The sequence below is a fragment of the Sphingomonas jinjuensis genome (genome assembly GCF_014197105.1).
Taxonomy (GTDB): Bacteria; Pseudomonadota; Alphaproteobacteria; order Sphingomonadales; family Sphingomonadaceae; genus Sphingomonas; species Sphingomonas jinjuensis.
In genome coordinates this window covers 132,541-156,869 of sequence record NZ_JACIEV010000008.1, presented here as the reverse complement: position 1 = coordinate 156,869, position 24,329 = coordinate 132,541, and the positions used below count along the sequence as shown (strand labels likewise).

The window sequence follows — 24,329 nt, the reverse complement described above, 5'->3', positions numbered from 1 at the left end:
GAAACGACACGGTGAGGAAGTTTGGCAGGCGACTGCAAGTCCTCCCCGGCACGGGGAGAGGGACCGCCCGGCAAAGCCGGGTGGTGGAGGGGGGTTGCGGCAGGCGGTGGGGCGGGAGGAGAGCCCCCTCCACCACCAGCCTACGACTGGCGGTCCCCTCCCCGCGAACGGGGAGGATTGATAGCTTAAGCCGCTTCCGAGGCGTCCAGGCCGTAGGCGGTGTGGAGCACGCGAACCGCCAGTTCGGTCTCGTCCTCGTGAATGAGGACGCTGACCTTGATCTCGCTGGTCGAGATGGCCTGGATATTGATCCCGCGCTGGCCGAGCGTCGTGAACATCGCCGAGGCCACGCCCGCGTGGCTGCGCATGCCGACGCCGACGACGCTGACCTTGGCGACGCGGGTATCGTGGATCAGCTCGCCGAAACCGATCGCGTCACGCGCCTGGTTGAGCGTCTCGATCGACCGCGCCAGATCCGCGGCGGGCACGGTGAAGGTGACGTCGGTCGATCCCGAACCATGCGCGATGTTCTGGATGATCATGTCGACGTTGATGTTCGCGGTCGCCAGCGGCTCGAAGATCGCGGCGACCGAACCCGGCCGGTCCGACACCCCGGTCAGCGTGATCTTCGCTTCGTTCTTGTCGTGCGCGATGCCGGTGATGAGCTGGCGTTCCACGTCGTCGATCTCCTCTTCGCCCACGATCATCGTACCGGGCAGCGTGTCCGCCATCGGCGCGTCCTCGCCCGTGAAGGACGACAGCACCTGGACGCGGACCTTTTCCTTCATCGCCAGCCCGACCGATCGGGTCTGGAGCACCTTGGCGCCGACGCTGGCGAGTTCCAGCATCTCTTCATAGGTCACCTTGGCGAGCTTCCGCGCCCTGGGCACGATGCGCGGGTCGGTGGTGTAGACGCCGTCGACGTCGGTGTAGATGTCGCAGCGATCGGCCTTCATCGCCGCCGCCACCGCCACCGCCGAGGTGTCCGAGCCGCCACGGCCCAGCGTCGTCACCCGGCCGTCGCCCGACAGCCCCTGGAAGCCGGGGATCACCGCCACCTCGCCCGCCGCCAGGCTGCGGTCGAGCGCGACGGTATCGATCGTGCCGATCCGCGCCTTGGCATAGGCGGTGTCGGTGTGGATCGGCAGCTGCCATCCCATCCACGAGCGGGCGTTCACGCCGATCGCCTGGAGCGCGATCGCGAGCAGCCCGCTGGTGATCTGCTCGCCGGCGGAGACGACCACGTCATATTCGCGCGGATCGTACAGCGCCGACGCTTCGCGGCAGAAGCCGACCAGCCGGTCGGTCTCGCCCGCCATCGCCGAGACGACGACCGCCACCTCGTTGCCGGCATCCGCTTCGCGCTTCACGCGAGCGGCGACGGCGCGAATGCGCTCGATCCCGGCCATCGACGTGCCGCCGAACTTCATCACGATGCGCGCCATGCGTTTTTCCGCGTCGACCTCGCTTGGGGGAAAAGGGCGGCCCTGATAGAAAGCGGTCATGGTCCTGACAAGCACCCTGCCCGCCCCCCATTCGCCCGACGCCAGCATCGACGCCAAGGAAGCCAATCATTTCGGTAAGATGGCCGCGGAATGGTGGGATCCGAAAGGATCGTCGGCGATGCTGCACAAGCTCAATCCGCCGCGGCTCGCCTATATCCGCGCGGCGATCGACCGGCATTGGGACGGCGACGACACCAGCTTCACGCCGCTCGCCGGCAAGCGCGCGCTCGATGTCGGCTGCGGCGCCGGGCTGCTGGCGGAACCGCTGGCGCGGCTGGGAGCGAACGTGACCGGCGTCGACGCCGCGGCCGAGAATGTCGCGGTCGCCGCCGCCCATGCCGCGCAGGCGAGCCTGGATATCGACTATCGCGCCGGCAGCGCCGAGGCGGTCGACGGGGAATTCGACCTCGTCACCTGCCTGGAGGTGATCGAGCATGTCGCAGCCCCGACGCGCTTCGTCGCCGGGCTGGCGGCGCGGCTGGCGCCGGGCGGGCTACTGGTGATGTCGACCCCCAACCGCACGCCGCTGTCGCGGCTGGCGATGATCGGCGTCGCGGAAGGCTTCGGCCTGATTCCGCGCGGCACGCACGACTGGCACAGGTTCCTGACCCCCGACGAGCTGACCGCATTGCTGAAGGAGGCGGGGCTGACGGTGACCGACGTGTCGGGGCTGGGCTTTTCGCCGGCGCGTGGGTTCGCGCTGAGCCAGTCGACGGCGCTGGATTATTTCGTGACGGCGGTTCGGGGCCAACCGTCATCCTGAACTTGTTTCAGGATCTCGCGCCGCATGCGCCCTCGGCCCGAGATGCTGAAACGAGTTCAGCATGACGGACGTGGGGCGGGGCGTCGAAGACTACGCCCGATCCGCCCGGTTAAGCTCGCGCTCGTTGAGGCCGACCACGGTCACGACCAGCGCCAGCAGCGTCACCGCCATCGTGTACCACAGCCCCGAATAGGGATCGCCCGTCTTCGCGACGATATACTGGCTGATGAACGGCAGGAAGCCGCCGAAATAGCCGGTACCCAGATGATAGGGGATCGACAGCGACGAATAGCGGATCGCGGGCGGGAACAGCTCGCTCAGCAACGCCGCGACGGGGCCGTAGGTAATGCCCGACAACGCGCCGATGCACAGGATCGCGAACAGAATCAGCAGCACGTTGCCCAAGCTCGGCCGCACCTTGTCGAGGTTGTAGCCAGCCTTCGTCAGGGCGGCGTCGAGCCCGGCCGGCGACACGTCCGTCACCGGATCGCCGGCGATCGATACCGCGACGGCCGGGGTCTTGTGCTTGGTGTAGGCGACGCCCTTCTTCGAGAAATAGTCGAGCAGCTGGCCGCAACGCTCGCCCTGCTTCGCCGCGAACGGGTCGTAGCGACAGTCGGGTCCCGAGACGACGACGGGCGCTGCCCGCGCGGCGCGGCTCAGCTCCGGATTGGCGGCGGCACCCATCAGCCAGAAGATCGGGAACAGGAAGATCAGCGTCAGGATATAGCCGATCACGATCGGCTTCTTGCGGCCGACCCGGTCGGACAGTTTGCCGAAGAACACGAACCAGAAGACACCCATCAGCGCCCCCGCCCCGGTCAGCAGCTGCGCAGCTGTCTCCTCGACACGCATCGTCGTCTGGAGGAACGACAGCACCGTGAACATCGCGGTGTACCAGATCACCGTCAGCCCCGCGGCGATGCCGAACAGCGCGACCAGCATGCGCCGGATGTTGCCGGGATAAGTGAAGCTTTCCACCAGCGGGTTGCGCGCGCGCTCGCCTTCTTCGCGCATGCGAATGAAGACGGGGCTTTCCGACAGCTTCAGCCGCATCCACAGCGACACCGCGAGCAGCGCGACCGAGAACAGGAAGGGGAAGCGCCAGCCGCCGGCGGTCCATGTCTCCGCCGACAGCACGCCCTTCGTCGCGAGCACCACCGCCAGGCTGAGGATGAAGCCGCCGACGACGCCCGCCTGGATGAAGCTGGTGTAGAAGCCCGCCTTCCCCGGCGGCGAATGCTCGGCGACATAGACCGCCGCACCGCCATATTCGCCGCCCAGCGCCAGCCCCTGCGCGATCCGCAGCAGCAGGACGAGCATGGGCGCCAGCCAGCCGATCGTTGCCGCCGACGGGATCAGACCGACGCCGGCGGTCGCGATGCCCATCAGCGTGATGGTGACGAGGAAGGTGTATTTGCGCCCCAGCCGATCGCCGAGATAGCCGAACAGCACCGCACCAAGCGGGCGGAAGCCGAACCCGACCGCGAAACCGGCCCAGGCGAGCAGCGTCTGGACGACCTCGTTGCCCGCGGGGAAGAAGGTGCGGCCGATGATTCCGCTCGCCGCCAGGGTGCCGTAGATAAAGAAATCATACCATTCGAACACGGTGCCAAGCGCCGACGCCCCGATCACGAGGCGGATTTCGCCACGCGTCGGCTGATGCTGCTCGATCGCTGCCGTGCCGTCAGTCATCCATCCCTCCCCGATTTTCGCCGATGTAGGACAAAGCCGATCCAAGGCATAGCGGGCGGACTGAAAGGCTTGTCGCGAATTTTGATGGTTAGCGGTTGCAATTATCGGACAAGTCTATGATTTATTGCGTAGATTATCGACGCTGAATCAGGAGCGGACATGAAGGACGGTCGGGGATGAGCGATCGCATTGGCGATGACGAGACCACGCGACTGAAGGCGCTCGACGAATATCGGGTGCTCGACACGCCGCCGGAGACCGTATTCGATCAATTGGTGCGCGAAGCCGCACTGTTGACCGGCTCCCCAATGTCAACGCTGACCATGGTCGCGGGCGATCGACAATGGTTCAAGGCGCGGATCGGTATCGATCACGACGGCGATCCGATCGAGCGATCGATTTGCGCGGTCGCGATCCGCGACGACGATCCTCTCGTCTTGCCCGATGCGAGCCGCGATGAACGCTTCGCCGACTTCACCAACGTCAAGTGCGAAGGCGGCATCCGTTTCTATGCCGGTGTTCCCTTAACAGTGCGCGACGGCTCACGCCTCGGCACCTTGTGCGTCCTCGACATCGAGGCGCGCGAGCAGATGAGCAGCGAAGAGATCGAGGCGCTCGACGCGCTTGCCCGACGCGCGGTCGCGGCACTCGAAATGCGGCGCGACCTGATGGAGGAGCATGGTGCCGACGCCGCCCCCACGAACCAGCAATGGATCGATCGATCGGCGATGCTGCTCGACCAGGCGGCTGCTGCCCTGACCCAGGTCGGCGCCTCATCCGCGCTCGCGCAGCTCGAAACGGTGGTCGCCCTCGTTGCCGACCTGCGTGATCGGGAGCACGAGAAATGACCCCCCACCTCTTTACCAGCACCTCGTCCTCGCTACCGTCGACCGACCGGCTGGCGGTCGCGCGCGGCCTGCTTGCCGCACAGCAAAGCCTGGCGCGAGCGCTCGGCAATCATTTCATGGCCAACACGTCGCTCGAGCTGCTGCTGGAACTTTTCATCGCCCACGAAACCGGCACCGCGCTGGGCGCCGGCGATGCGATCGCCCGGCTGGGGCCGTCGCCCAACGTCACCTGGCGGTGGATCATGGCGCTGGAGGACGACGGGCTGGTGATGCTCGGCAAGGACGGGCGCAGCGGCACGCTCGATATAACCGACCGCGGTTTGGAGCGTATTCGCAACGCCATCGATACGGTCGCGACGTTCGGCTGAACCCAACCGATTGCACGTCGCGCCGATCCGCCCCACATAGCGCGATAATGCACCGACGGGGAATCGATGGCCGATCCATATCAGACTCTGGGCGTCGCGCGCGGCGCGTCCGAGGCCGACATCAAGAAGGCGTATCGCAAGCTCGCCAAGGAGCTGCATCCCGACCGCAACAAGGACAATCCCAAGGCTGCCGAACGGTTCAGCCAGGTGACGTCCGCCTATGACCTGCTGACCGACAAGGACAAGCGCGCGCGGTTCGACCGCGGCGAGATCGATGGCGACGGCAACCCGGCCTCGCCGTTCGGCTATGGTGGGGGCGGTCCTCGCGGCGGCGGCGCGCCGGGCGGCGGCTTCCGCTCGCAGGGGTTCGAGTTCGGCGGCGAAGGCGCCGACATGTCCGATATCTTCGAAGGCCTGTTCGGCGGCGCGCGCGGCGGCGGCGGCTTTTCCAGCGGTTTTGGCCGGCGTTCGCCGCCGCCGCGCGGCGCCAACGTCAACTATCGGCTCCGCGTGCCCTTCGTCGATGCGGCGACGCTGGCGCCCCAGCGCATCACCCTGCCCGAGGGCAAGGCGGTCGACCTGAAGCTGCCCGCGGGCGTCGAGACGGGAACGCAGATGCGCCTCGCCGGCAAGGGCGAACAGGGCCCCGGCGGCCCCGGCGACGCCACCGTCGAGATCGAGGTCGAGCCGCACCGCTTCTTCACCCGCGACGGCGACGACGTCCGCCTTGACCTGCCGATCACGCTGAACGAGGCGGTGCTGGGCGGCAAGGTGCGCACGCCGACCGTCGAGAACCCCGTCATGCTGACGATTTCGCCCGGCACCAGTTCGGGCAAGACGTTGCGGCTGAAGGGCAAGGGCTTTCACAAGAAGGGCGGCGGTCGCGGCGACCAGCTCGTCACGGTGATGATCGAACTGCCCAAGGACGACGAGGCGCTGCGCCGCTTCGTCGAGGATTGGCAGCAACCGGGGAACCCGCGCGCCGCGCTGGGCGTCTGAAGCCTCAGTGAGCGAGGGAATCATCAGCCTGACCCCCGAGGACCGGGGAAAGCATCATGGTGCCGCGCGTGCGCGTCTCGACCGCCAGATGGCGAAGGTGCGCCCCGGCTCCTATGCCTTCGAGGTGCTGAAGCGGGCAAGTATCGGCGTCTACAACGAAGGCTTCATCTACGCGGGAAACCTCGCTTATCTCGCGCTGATGACGGTGTTCCCCTTCTTCATCGTCGCCGCGGCGGTGCTGTCGATCCTGGGCCAAAGCGACGAAATGCAGCGCACCGTGGAAAGCTTCCTCCACGTCCTGCCGCCGGACGTCGGATCGCTGCTGCGCAAGCCGATCAGCGACGTGCTAGCGGCGCGGACGGGGGCGCTGCTGTGGCTTGGCGCGCTCGTCGGGCTGTGGACCGTCGGCAGCTTCGTAGAGACGATCCGCGAGATCTTCCGCCGCGCCTATGGCACCCGCGCGACGGCACCGATCTGGCGCGCGCGGCTGGGCCTCAGCCTCGCCATCGTCGCGTCGGTCGTGCTCGCGCTGGTGTCGTTCCTGGTCCAGGGCCTGCTCGTGGCCGCCCAGGAATTCGTGTATCGGCTACTGCCGTTCGCGCAGAACGTTGCCGGCTGGATCGGGCTGTCACGGTTGATCCCCGGCGTCGTGATGTTCGGCGCGCTATACGCCCTCTTCTACACCGTCACGCCGCTGAAGTACCGCCGTAGCGCATCGCGGATCTGGCCAGGCGCGCTGTTCACCGCGCTGTGGTGGATCAGCATGACCGCCGGCCTACCCTGGGTGCTTGGCCAGCTCGGCGGCTATGACATGACGTATGGCAGCCTGGCCGGTGTCGTCGTCATGCTGTTGTTCTTCTATCTGATCGGTCTCGGCCTGGTCTTCGGCGCTCATCTCAACGCGGGGCTGGCGGAACCGCCCGAACACGAGCTACACGCAGCCGATACGGCAACCGCGTAAAGGGTAAGGCGGCGTGAACGGGTTGATGGCGGGAAAACGCGGGCTGATCATGGGGCTCGCCAATGACAAGTCGCTTGCCTGGGGGATTGCGAAGCAGCTGAGCGAGGCCGGGGCCGAACTCGCCTTCTCGTACCAGGGTGCGGCGATGGAGAAGCGGGTACGCCCGCTTGCCGAACAGCTTGGCGTGGCGCGGCTGTTCGACTGCGACGTCGGCGACATGGACGCACTCGATGCGACGTTCGCCGCCCTAGCCGAAGAATGGCCGACGATCGACTTCGTCGTCCACGCGATCGGCTTTTCCGACAAGTCGCAGTTGCGCGGTCGCTATTACGACACGACGCTCGACAATTTCCTGATGACGATGAACATCTCGGCCTACAGCCTGGTCGCGGTGACGCAGCGCGCGCGCAGGATGATGCCCGACGGCGGCTCGATCCTGACGCTGACCTATTACGGCGCGGAAAAGGTCATCCCGCATTACAACGTCATGGGCGTCGCCAAGGCGGCGTTGGAGACGAGCGTGAAGTATCTCGCGGTCGACCTGGGTCCCGAGAATATCCGCGTCAACGCGATCTCCGCCGGCCCCATCCAGACGCTGGCGGCGCGCGGGATCGGCGACTTCAACTACATCCTGAAGTGGAACGAGCTGAACAGCCCGCTCCGCCGCACCGTGACGATCGACGAGGTCGGCGGCGCCGGGCTCTACCTGCTCAGCAACCTGGCATCGGGCGTGACCGGCGAGATCCACCATGTCGACGCCGGCTACAACGTCATCGGCATGAAGGGAGAGGACGCCCCCGACATCGCGCTGGCGTGATGGCTCCTCTCCCCTTGGGGGAGGGGAAGGGGCCCGCCGCCGCAGGCGGTGGGAAGGTGAGGGGCGATGACGGAAAAAAGGTTCCGGCAAGACGACGGATCGATCGAGAGAGCCCGGCGATTGCGTCGAGAGTCGACGCCCGCGGAAGCGCATTTCTGGTCCATCGTCCGCAACCGGGGAATAGCCGGCTGTAAGTTCCGACGCCAGCAACGCTTCGGTCCCTATGTCGCCGATTTCGCCTGCCATCATGCCAAACTGATCGTCGAGATAGACGGCGACACGCACAGTCTGCCCGATGGCGAGGCGCATGATGCCAGGCGAACCGCTTACATCATTCAGGAAGGCTACCGAGTCATGCGCTTCACCAACGCCGAGGTTATTGGGAATTTGGATGGCGTTGCGTCAGCATTGGCAGCAGCACTAGCCCCCTCACCTTCCCACTCGACTGCGCCGAGCGGGCCCCTTCCTCTCCCCCGCCGGGGAGAGGAAGCATGAGCTACAATAGTTTCGGGCGCGTGCTGCGCTTTTCCACCTGGGGTGAGAGCCATGGGCCGGCGATCGGCGCGGTCGTCGACGGGTGCCCACCGGGGATCGCTCTGGCCGAGGAGGATATCCAGCCCTGGCTCGACAAGCGCCGGCCCGGCACCTCGCGCTTCACGACGCAGCGGCGCGAACCCGATGCGGTGCGCATCCTGTCCGGCGTGTTCGACGGTCGGACCACGGGCACGCCGATCAGCCTGATGATCGAGAACGTCGACCAGCGGTCGAAGGATTATTCCGAGGTCGCCAAGGCCTATCGCCCCGGCCATGCCGACTATGCCTATGACGCCAAATACGGCTTTCGCGACTATCGCGGCGGCGGGCGTTCATCCGCGCGCGAGACGGCGTCGCGGGTCGCCGCCGGTGCCGTGGCACGGCTCGTGATACCGGGGGTACGCATCCGCGGCTGGGTCGAGGCGATCGGCGGCGATGCGATCGATGCAGCCCGCTTCGACGATGCCGCGATCGACGACAACGCGTTCTTCTGCCCGGACGCTGAGGCCGCCCGGCGATGGGAAGGCGCGGTCGATGCCGCGCGCAAGGCAGGCTCGTCGCTGGGCGCCGTCGTCGCGTGCGAGGCGACGGGCGTGCCGGCCGGCTGGGGTGCGCCGCTCTATGCCAAGCTCGACAGCGATCTGGCCGCGGCGATGATGTCGATCAACGCGGTGAAGGGCATCGAGATCGGCGACGGCTTTGCGGCGGCGGCGTTGAGCGGCGAGGCGAATGCCGATCCGATGCGCCCGGGTGATGGCGGCCCGACCTTCCTCGCCAACCATGCCGGCGGCATCGCCGGTGGCATATCGACCGGCCAGCCGATCCGCCTGCGCGTCGCCTTCAAGCCGACCAGCTCGATCCTGACGCCGGTCGCAACGATCGATCGCGATGGCGCCGCCACCGACATCGCGACGAAGGGGCGTCACGATCCCTGCGTCGGCATCCGCGGTGTCCCCGTCGTCGAAGCGATGATGGCGCTGGTCCTCGCCGACCAGATGATGCTCCACCGCGCGCAATGCGGCTGACCGTACGGGGCTGACGCCAAAAGGAACCTTCCCCACGCGCGAAGCGTCCTGTCGATACTGCGATAGGAGAGAATAGATGCGTGGAATCATGATGATCGCCGCGGGCGCCCTGCTGTTGCCCGCAGCCGCCTTCGCCCAGACGACCGGCGGCACCGCCGGTTCGATGGGAACGATGGGTACCACCGGCACGATGGGCACCGGTTCGTCGACGATGGACTCGACGCTGAGCACCCAGACCCGCTCGTCGACGCTGAGCGGCGCGAGCAGCTCGACGCGCCGGGGCAACGCCTCCACGCGTGAGGCACAGCGTCGCCGCGGCACGGTGACGGGCACAGGCAGCACGAGCACGATGGGCTCGGGCAGCATGGGTACGATGGGCAGCGGCATGAACGGCAGCGCGGGCACGATCGGCGCCGGTACGATGGGTGCCGGTACGATGGGAACCGGCACGATGGGTGCCGGCACCACCAGCACGCTGCCGCCGACGACCAGCACGACGACGACCAGCGGCATGACCGGCAGCACGACGTCGACCGGCTCGATGTCGCCGCGCTGAACGCATAGATCAGCCTGACGAAATGGCCCGGCGCCTCACCAGCGTCGGGCCTTTTCATGACCACGCCCGACCGGCATAGAATTCCGCCATCATGACGGGCGGATCGGCTCATCGACATTTTGGCTCATTTGCCGGTGATACGGTCGAGAGAGCCGATACGACGAAGTTCATCATTGGATCACTTTAGTGGACCCGAGCATTGCCTCCCTGTTCCTTTGGGAGAAATACAATGAAGACGATCATTCTCGCTAGTGCGGCCATCATCGGCCTGTCCGGCGCGGCATCCGCACAGACCGCGCCGCAGTCCACCCAACAGACCACGCCGCCGGGGTCGACCACTCAGCCCGCCTATCCTGATTCGACGACGACCGCACCGACGCCGCCGTCTTCGACGACCGCCGATCCGATGTCGGCACCCCCGGCCGGTACGGCGACCACGCCGATGACGTCACCCGACGCCACGACGGCGACGCCGACCGACACGAGCGCCGATCAGGCGACACCGCCCGAACAGGGCAAGCGCAAGAAGAAGCGCTGAACGAAAAGGGGCGGCCTGCGGCCGCCCCTTTTCGTTGCGGCTCAGTCGGCGAAGGGGTCGCGCACCAGGATCGTGTCCGCGCGCTCGGGGCTGGTCGACACCAGCGCCACCGGACAGTGGATCAGCTCCTCGATCCGGCGGATATATTTGATCGCCTGCGCCGGCAGGTCGGCCCAGCTGCGCGCGCCCGCGGTCGACTGGTCCCAACCCGGCATCGTCTCGTAGATCGGCTCGACCGCCGCCTGGTCCGCCGCATGGGCCGGGAAATAATCGATCTCCTCGCCGCGCAACCGATATCCGGTACAGATCGCAACCTCGTCGAAGCCGTCGAGCACGTCGATCTTGGTTAGCGCGATGCCGGTGATGCCACCCACCGCCGCCGACTGGCGCACCAGTACCGAATCGAACCAGCCGCAGCGCCGCTTGCGCCCGGTCACCGTGCCGAACTCATGCCCCCGCTGGCCCAGCCGCTCGCCGACCTCGTCGTGCAGCTCGGTCGGAAACGGTCCCGACCCGACCCGTGTCGTATAGGCCTTCGCGATACCCAGCACGAAGCCGACGCCGGCCGGCCCGATCCCCGATCCCGCCGCCGCCTGACCAGCGACGGTGTTCGACGAGGTCACGAACGGATAGGTGCCATGATCGATATCGAGCAGCACGCCCTGCGCGCCTTCGAACAGGATGCGCCGTCCGTGTGACCGTGCCTCCGCCAGGTCGCGCCACACCGGCTTGGCGAACGGCAGGACGAAACCCGCGATCTCTTCCAGCTCGGCGACCAGCGCCGCGCGATCCACCGGCGGCTGGCCGAAGCCCGCCCGCAGCGCGTCATGGTGCGCCAGGAGCCGGTCGAGCTGCGGCTCCAGATCGCCGAGGTGCGCCAGGTCGCAGACGCGGATCGCCCGCCGACCGACCTTGTCCTCATAGGCGGGGCCAATGCCGCGCCGCGTCGTTCCGATCTTGCCCGCGCCCGAGGCATCTTCGCGCAGGCCGTCGAGATCGCGGTGGAACGGCAGTATCAGCGGGCAGGTGTCGGCGATCCGCAACGTGTCGGGGGTCGCCACCACGCCTTGCGCCGCCAGCCGTTCGATCTCCGCCTTCAGCGCCCAAGGATCGAGGACGACGCCATTGCCGATCACCGATGGCGTGCCCCGTACGATACCCGACGGCAGCAGCGACAGCTTGTAGGTCTGGTCGCCGACCACCAGCGTATGGCCGGCGTTGTGACCGCCCTGGAACCGCACGACCATATCGGCGCGCTCGGCCAGCCAGTCGACGATCTTGCCCTTGCCCTCGTCGCCCCATTGAGCGCCGATCACTGCGACATTGGCCATTTGGATATGCACCTTCCCCCGCCGAAATCGACCCACGCGCCCTTCGACGGGACTCGGTGCGCAGGCGGTGCCCTAGATGCGGTGGCGCGGGTAGCGGCGGGCGGCGGCTGGGTCAACCGCGTCCTTTGATGCAGGTTGCAACCAGACGCCATTGCGCGCAGTTTACGATGGAAAGGAGACTGGCGATGAAATGGATGGTGCTCGGACTGGCGGCGCTGGCGACAGGCGCATCGGCGCAGACCCAGGTAACGCCTCGCTCGGTCGAAACGGCGTTCGGCCTCGCCGCGCCGTTCAATGGGGGCCAGTATCGCAATGAGCCTGCGATCTCGCCGTTCGCCTTTCCTTTGCTTCGGTCCGACGACACGCCAACGACGATCCGCCAGCGCGCGCAACGCGCCGAGATGGTGCTGAACCGCTATCCGGAATTACGCGCCCAGCTGGCGCAGATGCCCGATGGCGCGGCCGCCGCGACGATCGCCTCGCTCGAGCGCAAGGTTCGGTGGGAACTGATCCGCGAACGCGAAGCGCAGCGCTAACTGCTCCGCAGCTTGAGCGACCGATAGCCGGCGCCGCGTCCAACGGCGGTGCCGGCTATCGTTCAGGCGACCGCCTCCACCGCCTGCCCCGTCCAGCGGTGCGTACACAGCTGCGCTTCGGGCGTATCGTCCGCCTCTAGCGCCGCGACCGTCACCCAGCCCTCGGCGCGTAGCCGTAGCCCGTCTGCGGCCGGCGTTCCGATCGGCAGGAACAGCCGCGTCCGCTCGGGCCGCGGCGCACCCGCGATCAGCGCGTCGGCGAACAGTGAGAAGCCGACCGCCGCCTCTTCGCGACCATCCTCATGAACGACGGTATAGGTGCCGCCCCGCCCGGCTTCGCGCGGCGCGCCCGCGACGAACAGCGAGAAGCCCAGCCACGACTGATATTCGAAGCCATGCCGCTCGGTCGGATCGAGCGTCAGCGTCACGCCGTCCAGCGTCTCGGCGATCGCCGCCAGCCCATCGAGCCGGCCGGTCAGCGCGCCTCGCGTGTCGAACGCCCGCAGCCGCGCCAGCGCCGGCACGAACGGCCCCGCCGCCTCGATCAGCGGCAGATAGGCCGGCGCGATCTCCGCCACCGCGCTCGCATCCTTGGCGTCGAGCCGGTCGCGCAACGTCTCCACCCGCTCCGGCTCGACCGGCAGCACCGTCGACAGCTGGTCGACGACGTCGGGCAGTGTGAAGTCGACCGACACGCCGCTCGCGCCCGCCGCGCCGATTGCCTCGACCGCGACCCCGACCAGCTCACGTGCCGCTGCCACGGTATCGAGCCCGATCAACTCGCAGCCGATCTGCCGCCACTCGCGCGCCGGCGCCAGTTGCGACCCGCGCAGCCGAAGCACCGATCCGGCATACGACAGGCGCACCGGGCGGGGATGGTGCCCCATCCGTGTCGCCGCGATCCGCGCGATCTGCGCGGTCAGGTCGGGCCGGATCGCCAGCGTCGCCTGGCTGATCGGATCGATGAAGCGCACCGCATCGGTCAGCGCGCCGTCTTTCAGCCGCGATCCCAGCGCCGCGGCGAACTCGACCAGCGGCGGGTCCGCCCGTTCATAGCCGTGCCGCCGCGCCGCCTCGAGCACGCGCGCCTCGACGGCGGCGGCGGCATCGGCGAACGGCGGCAGGCGATCGTGAAAGCCTTCGGGCAGCAGAGCGGTCATGGCGGCGTCGTTAGCGCGTGCCGCCCCCGTCGTCACCCGTACAGCACGCTCTCGAACCGTACCGGCTCGCCCGTCGCCGCCTCGCCCAGCTCGCCGTCCCACATCGCCACCGATCCGCGCACGATCGTGCCCACCGGCTGGCCGGTCAGCGTCATGCCCGTGAAGGGCGACCAGTTCGACCGCGACTGCATCCAGCTGTCATCCACCGTCCACCGCGCCTTCAGGTCGACGATGCTGAAATCGGCATCATAGCCGACCGCGATCCGCCCCTTGCCGACGATGCCGAAGATGCGCTGCGCCCCCGCACTCGTCAGGTCGATCAGCCGCGGCATCGTCAGCCGTCCGTTCGCGACATGGTCGAGCAACAGCGGCAGCAGCGTCTGCACGCCCGGCATCCCGCTCGGGCTGTCGGGATAGGGCTTGGCCTTTTCCTCCAGCGTGTGCGGCGCGTGATCCGACCCGATCACGTCAGGCACGCCCTGCCGCAGCCAGTGCCACAGCCCATCGCGATGCGCGCCCGACCGGATCGGCGGGTTCATCTGCGCTAGCGTGCCCAGCCGCGGATAGGCCTCCTCACCCGCCAGCGTCAGATGCTGCGGTGTCACCTCGCACGTCGCGATGTCCTTGTTCTGGCCGAGCAGTTCCAGCTCCGCCGGCGTCGTGACGTGGAGCACATGGATCCGCCGCCGCGCCGCGCGCGCCAGCGCCAGGATGCGCCGCGTCGCCAGGATCGCGCTCTCATCGTCGCGCCACACCGGATGCGACGACGCATCGCCGGGGACTCGCTCGCCCTGGCGCGCCTGCATCCGCGGCTCGTCCTCGGCATGGATGGCGACACGGCGATGCCCCGATGCCAGCACCTGCGCCAGCACCGCGTCGTCGCTCACCAGCAGGTCGCCCGTCGACGCGCCCATGAAGATCTTGACGCCAGCCGTACCCGGCAACTTCTCCAGCTCGGCGAGGCTTGCCGCATTGTGCGTCGTCGCGCCGACGTAGAAGGCGTGGTCGCACCACATCCGGTGACGCGCGCGGGTCAGCTTGTCCTCTATCGCTTCGGCGCTGTCGGTATTGGGCTTGGTGTTCGGCATCTCGAACACCGCGGTGACGCCGCCCATCACCGCCGCGCGGCTGCCGCTCTCCAGGTCCTCCTTGTGGACCATGCCGGGCTCGCGGAAGTGGACCTGGGTGTCGATCACGCCGGGCAGCACGTCGAGACCGGTACAGTCGATCGTCCGCCCCGCATCGCCGACATCGCCGATCGCGACGATCCTGCCGCCGCTGATCCCGACGTCGGTCGCGACCGGACCGCTCGGCAAATGCACCGTCCCGCCGGTGAGCTTGAGGTCGATCGCCATGCATCTGTCCTTTCGCGCTGCGCTGTCGCCTCCTATCTCCCCGGCATGACCGATACCACCCCGGGAACGATGCTCGCCGATCGCGCCGTCCTGCGCCTGACGGGCGACGACGTGCGCGGCTTCCTTCAGGGCCTCGTCACCAGCGACACGGTACGCCTGACGCCCGAGGCGCCGGTCTGGACCGGCCTGCTCACCCCGCAGGGCAAGGCGCTGTTCGATTTCATCCTGTGGGCCGACGACGATGCCGTTCTGATCGATGCCGAGGCGTCACAGGCCGAGGCGCTCGCCCGCCGCCTCGCCATGTACCGCCTACGCCGGGCGATCACGATCGAGCCGGTCGACGTCGCAGTCCATTGGTCGCGCACATCCGATCGCGGCGTTCCCGATCCGCGCCTACCTGGCCTGGGCCATCGCTGGCTTGCCGACGCCGCTGCCCCCGCGACCTGCTGGCTGGCGCATCGCCTGTCGCTCGGGGTGACCGAGGGCATCGGCGAACTCGGCAATGGCGAGACCCTGTGGCTCGAATGCAACGCGCGCGAACTAGGCGGCGTCGACTTCAGCAAGGGCTGCTACGTCGGCCAGGAGAACACCGCCCGCATGCATCACCGCAGCAAGGTCAATCGCCGCCTCGTCGTCGCCCCGCTCGCCGACCCGGGCGATCGAACCCGAGCGACCTATCCCGATCTCGGCCTGATGGTCGAACACCGCCGGGTCGAGGCGCTAGGCGACGCAATCATTCCCGCCTGGCTGGCGGAGGCTCTCTAGCGCGTTACCGCCCCACCGCGGTATAGGAGAAACCCGCTCCCTCGACCCCATCACGCGCATAGACATTGCGCAGGTCGACCATCACCGGCGCTGCCATCACGCCCTTCAGCCGGGCGAAGTCGAGCGCGCGGAACGCGTCCCACTCGGTCACGATCACCACCGCATCCGCCCCCGTCGCCGCCTCATAGGCGTCACGGCAATAGGTCAGCGCCGGCATCAGCGCCTTTGCCGCCGCCATCCCCTCGGGGTCATAGGCACGCACCGCCACGCCGGCATCGTCCAGTGCCTGTGCGATCGCGATCGAGGGCGCATCGCGCATGTCGTCGGTGTTGGGCTTGAACGTCAGCCCCAGCAGCGCCACTGTCTTGCCCTTCGCGTCGTCGCCCAGGGCGTGGAGCACCTTGCGCCCCATCGCGCGCTTGCGGCTGTCGTTCACCTTCACGACCGCCTCGACGATCTGCATCGGCGTCTCAAAATCTTCCGCCGTCTTCAGCAGCGCCAGCGTATCCTTGGGGAAGCAAGATCCACCATAGCCGGGCCCGGCGTGGAGAAACTTCTTGCCGATGCGATTGTCGAGCCCAATTCCTCGGCTGACGTCCTTCACGTCGGCGCCCACCGCCTCGCACAGGTCGGCGATCTCGTTGATGAAGGTGATCTTGGTCGCCAGGAAGGCGTTCGCCGCATATTTGATCAGCTCCGACGTCCGCCGGCCGGTGAAGACGATCGGGCTCTCGCCGAGATACAGGGGTCGGTACACCGCGCGCATCACCCCGCGCGCGCGCTCGTCGTCGGTGCCGATGACGATCCGGTCGGGCCGCTTGAAATCGCCGATCGCCGCGCCCTCGCGCAGGAACTCGGGATTGCTGACCACCGGCATGTCGAGGTCGGGGCGCTTTTCGCGCAGGATCGCCTCGACCCGGTCGCCCGTCCCCACCGGCACCGTCGACTTGGTAACGACCACGGTCGGCCCGGTCGCCGCCGCCGCGATCTCCTCGGTCGCCGCGAAGACATAGCTCAGGTCCGCATGCCCGTCGCCGCGGCGCGACGGGGTGCCGACTGCGATGAACACCGCATCGGTGCCCGCCACCGAGGCGGCGAGGTCGGTCGAGAAGGTCAGTCGCCCGGCCGCGACATTGGCCGCCACCAGCTGCTCGAGCCCCGGCTCGTAAATGGGCATCCGCCCCGCCTCGAGCGCCTCGATCTTGCCGGCATCCTTGTCGACACAGATCACATCGTGGCCGAAGTCGGAGAAACAGGCCCCCGATACGAGCCCGACATAGCCCGAGCCGATCATCGTAATGCGCATGGCTGCCTCAATAGCGGTGGGATCGCTCCCGTGTTGCGAGGGTCATTAGCCGATCAGCGCGACGATGCCAGCCTCGGTTATCGCCGGGTTCGGGCTGCTCGTGCGACGCCCAGGATGGCGCAAAGGAGGGCGGTTCGCGCGAAGACGCGAAGGCGCGAAGAGGGTTGGTTCACGCGGAGGCGCGGAGATTTCGTCGGCTCTGGGGCGACGGTGCGATCCCGAGCGACGCCCCAGAGGTACCGGACGCACCGAACGTACCGAACGGGGAACATGGTGAGCGCGTAAATCGCTCGAGCAAGGGCGCCCTCTCTCCTCCGCGCCTCCGCGCGAACCAACCTTCTTTTCCTTCTTCTTCGCGTCTTCGCGCCTTCGCGTGAACCATACTCTTCCGCGCCTTAGCGCGAACCGCCACCGCCCAGCATCCAAGCGCGAGCCACAAAAAGAAAGGGAGGCCGGCTTTCGCCGACCTCCCGATCTTTCGTCCACCCTAGAGTGAGCTTGGGTCTTACTGACCCGAGCCCGGCCCGTAGGTGATCTCGACGCGACGGTTCTGGACCTCGCGCACGCCGTCCGCAGTCTGGACGCGCAGGCGGGTTTCGCCGAACGCTTCGGTCGAAATCGACCCGTCCGGGATCGCCTTCGACGTCAGGTAAGCCTTGGCGGCGTCGGCGCGACGCTGCGACAGGCCAACGTTGTACTTCGCCGTACCCGAGGTGTCGGTGAAGCCAGCGACCATGACCTGCGCGTTGCCGCAGCTCTGGTACTGAGTGACGGCGTTGTCGAGGATCGACGCGGCCTCCGGGGTGATGTCCGACTTGTCCCACTCGAAGAACACGATGAACGGACCCGGCGAGCAGACCGCAGGCTCGGCAACCGGAGGCGGCGGCGGAGGCGGCGGGGGCGGCGGGGGCGGCGGCGGCGGCGGGGGCGGCGGGGCCGGCTCCGCGAAGTTGTAGGTGATGCCGCCCAGGATGCTGTGCGAACGGAAACGGCCGTCGAAGGTGCGGTTCGTCACGTCGACGAACTTCAGCTTGTCGGCGTTGAAGAAGCGGTACTTGACCGACACGTCGATGCGATCGCTCAACGGCGCACGAACACCGGCAAGGCCCTGCCACGCGAACACAGTGTCCGAGTCGTCGAGGAAGTTGCCGTTGACGTTCAGGCCGATGCGCGTCTTGACGCGTGCAACGCCGACACCGCCGCCGACGAAGCCCTGAATGCCGTCGTCCGGACCGAAGTCCAGCAGGCCGTTCAGCATGAAGCTGAGCGCCGAGCTACGGCCGCCAGCGTTGTTGTACACGCCGGCCGGGGTACCGGTGATCAGCGTGCCAGCCGAGTTGTAGCGCGGCGTGGTGGTGGTCGACGAATAGCCGTCGATCGTGGCCGTGCGATAGCCAACTTCAGTCTCGACGCGGAAACCGCCGAAATCGTAGCCGATAACGCCGTCGACGTCATAGCCATAGTCGTGATCGACACTGCCGGCGTTGGCAATGGCACCGATGTCATAGTCGATATCCTCGACGATCATCGCGCCGCCTTCGACACCGACGTACCACGACTTGTCGCGGGCGAGAGCCGGCGAAGCAAGGGCGGTGGACGCGAGTGCCATCATGATGGCAATCTTCCGCATAGAAATCCCCTTTCTTGGTTGTCACTACGGACAGCGCAAACTCACTATAGTGGGCTTGGTTTCCGTGCAAGCTGACAAAAACCGGTCGGTGTTGCCCATCTGCCACATGCACAGCCAGAGTCAGCTCCGTGCCAGGCCAGCGCCACGCAATATTTCTATGAGCGATTGCAACAGGTTGCGCGCTTCTAGATCGATCATGGCACCACCGCTCGGCGGCGTCACGACCGGCGGAACGCGCCATGCCGCCCCGTCGTAGCGGAGCAGCGCGCCGTCGACGGCCCGCAGCGCCGTCATCCCACCGCGCGGCCCCTGGAAACGCCAGCCGCCCGCCGTCCATCCGGCGATCGCCTTTGCCCGTCCCAGCCAGGCACCGACCGGGGCCGTTCCCACGATCCAGCATTGCCCGATCACCGGCGCGACCGGCGGATCGTCGACGCCCAGCGCCTCGACCACCGGCTGGATCGCCAGGTCGATCAGCGCCAGCGCCTGCCGTGGAGCAGCAGCTGTGCCGCCACCGTCTCGACCAGCGCCTGCCCGCCGCTCCGCGCCGTCACCAGCGCCAGCAGCGCCGGATCCGACGCCGCGATCGGCGCCCCCGCGACGCTCTCCGCGACCAGCTTCACCGCCCGCTGCGCCACCGCATTGCCCAGATACGCCTCGCGCAGCTGCGCCTCGTAACTCGTCGCCCATCCGCCCAGCGCGACCGACCCCGCCACCCGCGCCAAAGCCGGCCGCACGCCCTCGCGCGCAGCCCGTCGAAACAGCTTCATGATAAATCTCCTTATCTCCCTCTCCCCTTGGGAGAGGGAAGGGGCCCGCGATGCGCAGCATCGTGGGAAGGGTGAGGACGGCAACCGCCCCAACCTGCCCTCACCCTTCCGGCGCTACGCGCCTCCCTCCCTCTCTCAAGGGAAGATTGAAGCTCAGCCCAAAACCCGCACCGAAGCCCCCATCGACTTCCCCAGCATCAGCGCGGTCACCGCCCACACCAGCGCGTCCGCCCGATCGGGCGACCGCCCCGGCCCGGCATAGCGCCCGCCCGACACCAGCCCGCACAGCTCGTCCTCCAGCGCGGCGAACGCGCCGACATGCTTCACCCGGCCACGTTCGTAGAGCAGCGCCACCGGCTCCGCCCGCGCCACCTTCCCTCGCGAGGCGTGGACCAATGTCAGCGGCAATTCCGCATCCCCCGCCAGCAGCGCCGACGTCACCAGCGCGCCGCCGTTGTTGCCCTCCGCCACCACCCGGTCCGCGCGATGCCGCGCCGCGCAGCGCGTCACCGCGCCGACCCACGTATCGGGCGACCCGCCGACGCTCGCATCCTCCAGCACATGGCCGACGCCCTCGTCGTCGATCCCCACCGCGACGATCCCGCACAGGTCGCCGCCGCCCCCCTCTCCGCCGCCGCCGACCGCCGGATCGACACCCACCACCACCCGCACCAGCACCGGCGCCTCGGCGACCCGGCACGACTCGATCATGTCGCGCGTCCACAGTGCACCCTCGACATCCTCGATCATCTCGCCCGCCAGTTCCTGCCGGCCGAGCCGCGTGTCGCCGTAGGTCGCCGTCATCGCATCGATGAAGGCCGCAGGCAGATGCCCGTTCTCGTCGGTGCGCCCATGCGTCACGACGAGGCCCGGTTCCTTCAACACGCGTCGCATCAACGCGGTCGGGCGCGGTGTCGTCGTGACCACGACGCGCGGGCGATCGCCGGCGCGGAGCCCCATCAACAGATTGTCCCACGTCGCCGGCCGCCGCCATTTGGCCAGCTCATCGCACCAGGCGGCGTGATGCTCGGGCCCCCGCAACTGTTCGGGCGTTTCCGCGGCGTAGGCGTAGGCCCTGGCTCCCGACGAAAAGCGAACCGTTCGCGTGTTGGCGCAATAGCGGACCTGTTCGCCCACCCGCGCGACGGCGATCAGCCCACTCGGCCCCTCGATCATCACCTGCCGCACATCCGCTTGGGTCGCCCCGACCAGCGCGATCTGCGCGTCGGGGCTCGAACGCGCCAGCTCGCTGACCCATTCGGCCCCGGCTCGGGTCTTGCCGAAACCGCGCCCCGCCATGATCACCCACACCCGCCAGTCGTCGTGGTCGAGCCATTGACCGCGATGCGCCCAGCCACCACGCCAGCGCTCGTTCAACTCACACCGCTGGTCGCGCGACAGGCTTTTGATGACGTCGATACGATCGGCCTCGCTCAGCCGGGCCAGGGCGCCGATCAGGTCCTCTGCGCCGCTGCGCTCGTCGGCGCCGCTCACGAGCCGGTCTCGTCGGCGGCACTCTTGGCCGCCAGCGCCTTGAGCTTCTTCAGGATCGCCGCATCGGTATCGTCGGGCCGCGCGACCTGCGGGCGCGGACCACCTCGGATTACCTTGTCACGTCCGGCGCGATGCGAAGTCAGCAGCCGCAGCGCCGTGTCCTTGTCGATCGGGCCGTAACAGTCCGCGCCATTCTCGATCGTCGTGCCACCGCCGGCCAGGCAATGGCCGATCAACTGCGTTTCCAGCATCTGGTAACCGGCGACCACGGCATCTTCCCATGCCAGGTAGAAGGCCTCGTCGCGGCGGCGCAGCGCGTACACCGAAACCGGGTCGACCCCGATCGCCGCCGCAGCCCCCCTCACGTTGCAGGTGGCCGCCAAGTGATCGAGAAATTCCTTCTTCATCCGTCCCGTCCAACGGACCCAACCCTTCCTCGTTTTGGCAGACCGTCGATCCGCATCGATGATCGTGCCGTTCCTGCTCGTCGTCATCGCGTCTCCCCCACATGACGACGGGCCGGCGCGACCGGAGCCTCAAGGCCCCGAACCGCCCGGCCCGACTCGCAATTCTTCAGCGTTCCTGTTATGTACCGAAACAGCGTGACGATGTCAAGGGCTTTGTACCAATTTGGTTCCTATTAGTCCTCCCCACGTCGTGGGGGGCGCCAGCCGAAGGCTGGTGGAGGGGCTGTCTCCAGGCGACACAGCCGCCTTGAACCCCACCCCCCGACATGCAACCCATGTTGCAAGGGGACCCCGCATGTACCGAAAACTCACCGCCGCCCTGGTCGCCGCCGGCGCGCTGTCGGCACAAACCGCCCCCGCCGGCTGGGAAGCCACGGGCATGAAGCTTGCTGCTGCCGGCCAGTATCTCGCCGCCGCCGACACATTCCGTGCCGCCGCCATCGACTCGGCCGGCAAGATGACCGACGACATCGCCTTCCAATATTGGGCGCAGATCACGCCGTTCATGATCAATGAGCTGCCGCTCGACTTTTACGACCGCAACGACGATTCTGCGCCCGATACGAGCTGGCGGACCGCCATAGCCAGCGCCACGCCGCGACCCGCCCTCGCGGAAATCGTCCGCCGCGCGCGCGCCACGCGCATCGTCATCCTCAACGAGGCGCATGTCAGCCCTCGCGACCGCGCCTTCGCGCTGCAAATCGCCCGCGCCCTCCGCCCGCTCGGCTATACTACCCTCGCCGCCGAAGCGATCACGATGGATCAGGCGGCAGCGCTCGGGCACGACGGCTTCGCGCGGCTCGGCACCGGCTATTACACGCGTGATCCGGTGTTCGCCGGATTTCTGCGTGAAGCGATGGCGATGGGCTATCGCCCCGTCGGCTATGACCCGCCGCTGCCGACCTGGGACCAGCGCGAACGCGCGGCCGCCGACAATCTAATGCGCCAGATCTTCGCCACCGATCCCGGCGCCAAGCTGCTGCTGTATGTCGGCCACGGGCACATCCAGGAATCGGCGAGGCCGGGACGAGGTGACGCCGTGGCGGCGCGGATCAAGCGCCTCACCGGCGTCGACCCGCTGACAATCGAGCAGACCACCGTCACCGATCGCTACCCTCATAATCGCCCAGCCTACGACGCCGCCGCCGCCCGCATTCGCGAACCAACCGTCTTCTTCACCGGCAACCAGCCGCTCGTCCTCGGCTACAAGCCCGGCGACGTCGACCTCCAGGTCATCCATCCCCGCCGCGCCTATCGCTACGGCCGCCCCACCTGGCTCGCCACGCTCGGCGGCAAGCCCACACCCGTTCCTGCCAGGCTGATCCCCACCGCCGGCCGCCGCCTCGTCCAGGCCTTCGCTGCCGACGCGCCCGCCGATGCCGTGCCGCTCGATCAGGTTCTCCTCACCGGAGGCAAGTGGGCCCCGATGCTGATGGTCCCAAAAACCAAAAGCCGCTTCGCGACCCAGGACGCCCCCTGACCGCCATGACGATCGGGCAACCCTGATCTCGCGCCCGCCTGAAAGCTACCGCCCCAGCAACCCCCGAAACCGCTCGAACCAGCCCGGCGACGATCCACGCGCCATTTGCTGCGGCGCGACAGTCGGCTCCACGGCGTCCCCGCGCCGCCCCTCGTCTCGCTCGTACGGCACCCGCGCCAGGTCCAGCATCAATCCGGTGACGTCCATCCCCAGCGTGTTGTGGTTTTCCGCGTCATAGGTCGCCCGCAACGCGCGGCCGAGCGGATACAGCCGGCCGTCCTGCCGTGCCGCCAACTCGTCTTCCTCGCGTCTCGACTGCTCGTCCATCGCGCAACCTTCTGGGATTGCGCACTCAACGGGCGGACCCTCGCTTTGGCTCCCGATCGATCGGCGAACCGACCAGGAGGCAACCTTGGGCCGTTCAGCCCCACGCCGCCTCGTCCGCCACCGCGCCCCAGGCCGCGATCTCGTCGTTGCGCCATGCCTCGATCACCAGGTCGCCCGCGGTGCCGCTGCCCAGGTCGACCGTGACGCTGCCCGTCCATTCATAGGTCGCGTTGCCCGCAATGCTGACCATCGCATCCTCGCCGGCGCGCGCCCGCACCATGCCGCCGCGGTTCAGCACCACCGTTTCGCGATCCCAGCCGATCCGGCCGGTCAGGCACGCCGCATAGGTCGACGCCGCCATCGCGCTGCCGCAGCTGTCGGTCAGCCCGACGCCGCGCTCGAACGTCCGCACGAACAGCGCGTTCCCGCGCACCTCAACGAAGCTCACGTTGGCGCGGTTGGGCAGCCAGTCGGGCGCCGCCTCGCATACCTCGCCGACGCGCACCAGCTCGTCCTCGTCGACCGCCTCGACGAACGCCACCAGATGCGGATTGGGCATCGCCACCGCGGTAAAGCGCCGCTCGCCCGGCAGTCGCGGGATCGCCCGCTCGACCAGCGGCGCCGCCTCGCCCACCATCGGCCAGGCGGCGACGTCCAGGCTCGCCGGCCCCGCCGTCTCCAGCACGCTGTACACGCCCGGCGCCAGCTCGGGCACGCGTTCGACCAGCGCCTCCGACGTCTTCAGCGCCACCCGCGCCTGGTCGATCCCCAGCGCCTCGAACCCCATCCGCGCCACGCAGCGCAGGCCGTTCAGGCACGTCTCGGCCTCCGACCCGTCCGAATTAAACATCGCCATCGAAAAGTCGCACGATCTCAATGACTTACCCAGTAGCAGCAGCCCGTCGCCGCCCACCGCACCCCGACGATCCGCCAGCGCCCGCGCCACCGTCGCCCATTCCACCGCCGACAGCTCGATCTCGCGCGCGTCGATCATCGGAAAATCGTTTCCCGACCCATGGCACTTCACGATTCCGAACCGCATCACCGTCTCCTCGGGCGATCGCCCTATCGCACCCCACCGTCATCCTGAACTCGTTTC

26 protein-coding genes are annotated in these 24,329 nt (G+C 67.9%); 13 read left to right on the top strand and 13 right to left on the bottom strand.

Going from position 1 to position 24,329, the window contains the following annotated elements; all coding sequences use genetic code 11:
• Positions 1 to 185: 185 nt before the first annotated feature.
• The gene (locus GGQ80_RS14020) at positions 186 to 1,445 is read right to left on the bottom strand and encodes an aspartate kinase (RefSeq protein WP_183985887.1); all 1,260 of its coding nucleotides are present in this window, start codon (positions 1,443 to 1,445) and stop codon (positions 186 to 188) included.
• Between the two features lie 58 nt (positions 1,446 to 1,503).
• On the opposite strand from GGQ80_RS14020, the gene ubiG reads away from it, so the two are divergent.
• Complete coding sequence (gene ubiG / locus GGQ80_RS14015; RefSeq protein WP_183985885.1) at positions 1,504 to 2,268, top strand: bifunctional 2-polyprenyl-6-hydroxyphenol methylase/3-demethylubiquinol 3-O-methyltransferase UbiG; 765 nt, start codon at positions 1,504 to 1,506, stop codon at positions 2,266 to 2,268.
• Between the two features lie 90 nt (positions 2,269 to 2,358).
• On the opposite strand, the gene GGQ80_RS14010 is transcribed toward ubiG, so the two are convergent.
• Complete coding sequence (locus GGQ80_RS14010; protein ID WP_183985883.1) at positions 2,359 to 3,963, bottom strand: MFS transporter; 1,605 nt, start codon at positions 3,961 to 3,963, stop codon at positions 2,359 to 2,361.
• Between the two features lie 176 nt (positions 3,964 to 4,139).
• On the opposite strand from GGQ80_RS14010, the gene GGQ80_RS14005 reads away from it, so the two are divergent.
• From GGQ80_RS14005 to GGQ80_RS13965, 9 genes are all read left to right on the top strand, one after another.
• Positions 4,140 to 4,811, top strand: coding sequence for a GAF domain-containing protein (locus GGQ80_RS14005; protein WP_183985881.1), 672 nt, complete (start codon positions 4,140 to 4,142; stop codon positions 4,809 to 4,811).
• The gene (locus GGQ80_RS14000) at positions 4,808 to 5,179 is read left to right on the top strand and encodes a hypothetical protein (protein ID WP_183985879.1); all 372 of its coding nucleotides are present in this window, start codon (positions 4,808 to 4,810) and stop codon (positions 5,177 to 5,179) included. Before GGQ80_RS14005 ends, GGQ80_RS14000 begins: the two co-directional genes overlap by 4 nt.
• A 66-nt stretch (positions 5,180 to 5,245) precedes the next feature.
• Complete coding sequence (locus GGQ80_RS13995; RefSeq protein WP_183985877.1) at positions 5,246 to 6,178, top strand: DnaJ C-terminal domain-containing protein; 933 nt, start codon at positions 5,246 to 5,248, stop codon at positions 6,176 to 6,178.
• A gap of 88 nt (positions 6,179 to 6,266) precedes the next feature.
• Complete coding sequence (locus GGQ80_RS13990) at positions 6,267 to 7,139, top strand: YihY/virulence factor BrkB family protein (RefSeq protein WP_183986039.1); 873 nt, start codon at positions 6,267 to 6,269, stop codon at positions 7,137 to 7,139.
• Positions 7,140 to 7,164: 25 nt separating this feature from the next.
• Positions 7,165 to 7,956 (top strand): enoyl-ACP reductase FabI, encoded by a 792-nt coding sequence (gene fabI / locus GGQ80_RS13985; protein WP_183986037.1) that lies wholly within the window; start codon positions 7,165 to 7,167, stop codon positions 7,954 to 7,956.
• Positions 7,957 to 8,022: 66 nt separating this feature from the next.
• Positions 8,023 to 8,451 (top strand): endonuclease domain-containing protein, encoded by a 429-nt coding sequence (locus GGQ80_RS13980; RefSeq protein WP_183985875.1) that lies wholly within the window; start codon positions 8,023 to 8,025, stop codon positions 8,449 to 8,451.
• Positions 8,448 to 9,515 (top strand): chorismate synthase, encoded by a 1,068-nt coding sequence (gene aroC, locus GGQ80_RS13975; RefSeq protein ID WP_183985873.1) that lies wholly within the window; start codon positions 8,448 to 8,450, stop codon positions 9,513 to 9,515. Before GGQ80_RS13980 ends, aroC begins: the two co-directional genes overlap by 4 nt.
• 76 nt (positions 9,516 to 9,591) lie before the next feature.
• Entirely contained in the window at positions 9,592 to 10,071 is a 480-nt protein-coding gene (locus tag GGQ80_RS13970; RefSeq protein WP_183985871.1) for a hypothetical protein, read from the top strand.
• 229 nt (positions 10,072 to 10,300) lie between these two features.
• On the top strand, positions 10,301 to 10,609 hold the full coding sequence (locus tag GGQ80_RS13965) for a hypothetical protein (RefSeq protein WP_183985869.1): 309 nt from the start codon (positions 10,301 to 10,303) through the stop codon (positions 10,607 to 10,609).
• Between the two features lie 41 nt (positions 10,610 to 10,650).
• Here the strand turns inward: GGQ80_RS13965 and GGQ80_RS13960 are convergent, their stop codons facing one another.
• Positions 10,651 to 11,940 carry an adenylosuccinate synthase gene (locus GGQ80_RS13960; protein ID WP_183985867.1) on the bottom strand — a complete coding sequence of 430 codons (1,290 nt, stop codon included), beginning with the start codon at positions 11,938 to 11,940 and terminating at the stop codon, positions 10,651 to 10,653.
• 185 nt (positions 11,941 to 12,125) lie between these two features.
• Between GGQ80_RS13960 and GGQ80_RS13955 the strand changes: the two genes are divergently transcribed.
• Positions 12,126 to 12,476, top strand: coding sequence for a hypothetical protein (locus GGQ80_RS13955; RefSeq protein WP_183985865.1), 351 nt, complete (start codon positions 12,126 to 12,128; stop codon positions 12,474 to 12,476).
• Between the two features lie 62 nt (positions 12,477 to 12,538).
• Here the strand turns inward: GGQ80_RS13955 and GGQ80_RS13950 are convergent, their stop codons facing one another.
• Both GGQ80_RS13950 and GGQ80_RS13945 read right to left on the bottom strand, forming a co-directional pair.
• Positions 12,539 to 13,636 carry an ATP phosphoribosyltransferase regulatory subunit gene (locus GGQ80_RS13950; RefSeq protein WP_183985863.1) on the bottom strand — a complete coding sequence of 366 codons (1,098 nt, stop codon included), beginning with the start codon at positions 13,634 to 13,636 and terminating at the stop codon, positions 12,539 to 12,541.
• A 32-nt stretch (positions 13,637 to 13,668) separates the two neighbouring features.
• Positions 13,669 to 14,991 carry a dihydroorotase gene (locus tag GGQ80_RS13945; RefSeq protein WP_183985861.1) on the bottom strand — a complete coding sequence of 441 codons (1,323 nt, stop codon included), beginning with the start codon at positions 14,989 to 14,991 and terminating at the stop codon, positions 13,669 to 13,671.
• A 45-nt stretch (positions 14,992 to 15,036) separates the two neighbouring features.
• On the opposite strand from GGQ80_RS13945, the gene ygfZ reads away from it, so the two are divergent.
• Entirely contained in the window at positions 15,037 to 15,756 is a 720-nt protein-coding gene (gene ygfZ, locus GGQ80_RS13940; RefSeq protein ID WP_183985860.1) for a CAF17-like 4Fe-4S cluster assembly/insertion protein YgfZ, read from the top strand.
• Between the two features lie 4 nt (positions 15,757 to 15,760).
• Here the strand turns inward: ygfZ and GGQ80_RS13935 are convergent, their stop codons facing one another.
• From GGQ80_RS13935 to GGQ80_RS13910, 6 genes are all read right to left on the bottom strand, one after another.
• Positions 15,761 to 17,062 carry a UDP-glucose dehydrogenase family protein gene (locus tag GGQ80_RS13935; protein WP_183985858.1) on the bottom strand — a complete coding sequence of 434 codons (1,302 nt, stop codon included), beginning with the start codon at positions 17,060 to 17,062 and terminating at the stop codon, positions 15,761 to 15,763.
• 505 nt (positions 17,063 to 17,567) lie between these two features.
• Complete coding sequence (locus tag GGQ80_RS13930) at positions 17,568 to 18,692, bottom strand: OmpA family protein (protein ID WP_183985856.1); 1,125 nt, start codon at positions 18,690 to 18,692, stop codon at positions 17,568 to 17,570.
• A gap of 120 nt (positions 18,693 to 18,812) precedes the next feature.
• On the bottom strand, positions 18,813 to 19,145 hold the full coding sequence (locus GGQ80_RS13925; RefSeq protein WP_343051060.1) for a DUF2793 domain-containing protein: 333 nt from the start codon (positions 19,143 to 19,145) through the stop codon (positions 18,813 to 18,815).
• A 20-nt stretch (positions 19,146 to 19,165) separates the two neighbouring features.
• Complete coding sequence (locus GGQ80_RS13920; RefSeq protein WP_183985854.1) at positions 19,166 to 19,462, bottom strand: hypothetical protein; 297 nt, start codon at positions 19,460 to 19,462, stop codon at positions 19,166 to 19,168.
• Positions 19,463 to 19,615: 153 nt separating this feature from the next.
• Positions 19,616 to 20,956, bottom strand: coding sequence for a terminase large subunit domain-containing protein (locus GGQ80_RS13915; protein WP_183985852.1), 1,341 nt, complete (start codon positions 20,954 to 20,956; stop codon positions 19,616 to 19,618).
• Positions 20,953 to 21,363, bottom strand: coding sequence for a hypothetical protein (locus GGQ80_RS13910; protein WP_183985850.1), 411 nt, complete (start codon positions 21,361 to 21,363; stop codon positions 20,953 to 20,955). The genes GGQ80_RS13915 and GGQ80_RS13910 overlap by 4 nt, the downstream gene beginning before the upstream one ends.
• A gap of 355 nt (positions 21,364 to 21,718) precedes the next feature.
• Here GGQ80_RS13910 and GGQ80_RS13905 point away from each other — a divergent pair, with 355 nt between their 5' ends.
• Complete coding sequence (locus tag GGQ80_RS13905) at positions 21,719 to 22,903, top strand: hypothetical protein (RefSeq protein WP_183985848.1); 1,185 nt, start codon at positions 21,719 to 21,721, stop codon at positions 22,901 to 22,903.
• 45 nt (positions 22,904 to 22,948) lie between these two features.
• Here the strand turns inward: GGQ80_RS13905 and GGQ80_RS13900 are convergent, their stop codons facing one another.
• Both GGQ80_RS13900 and dapF read right to left on the bottom strand, forming a co-directional pair.
• Positions 22,949 to 23,230, bottom strand: coding sequence for a hypothetical protein (locus tag GGQ80_RS13900; RefSeq protein WP_183985846.1), 282 nt, complete (start codon positions 23,228 to 23,230; stop codon positions 22,949 to 22,951).
• Between the two features lie 94 nt (positions 23,231 to 23,324).
• The gene (dapF, locus tag GGQ80_RS13895; RefSeq protein WP_183985844.1) at positions 23,325 to 24,272 is read right to left on the bottom strand and encodes a diaminopimelate epimerase; all 948 of its coding nucleotides are present in this window, start codon (positions 24,270 to 24,272) and stop codon (positions 23,325 to 23,327) included.
• Between the last annotated feature and the right edge of the window lie 57 nt (positions 24,273 to 24,329).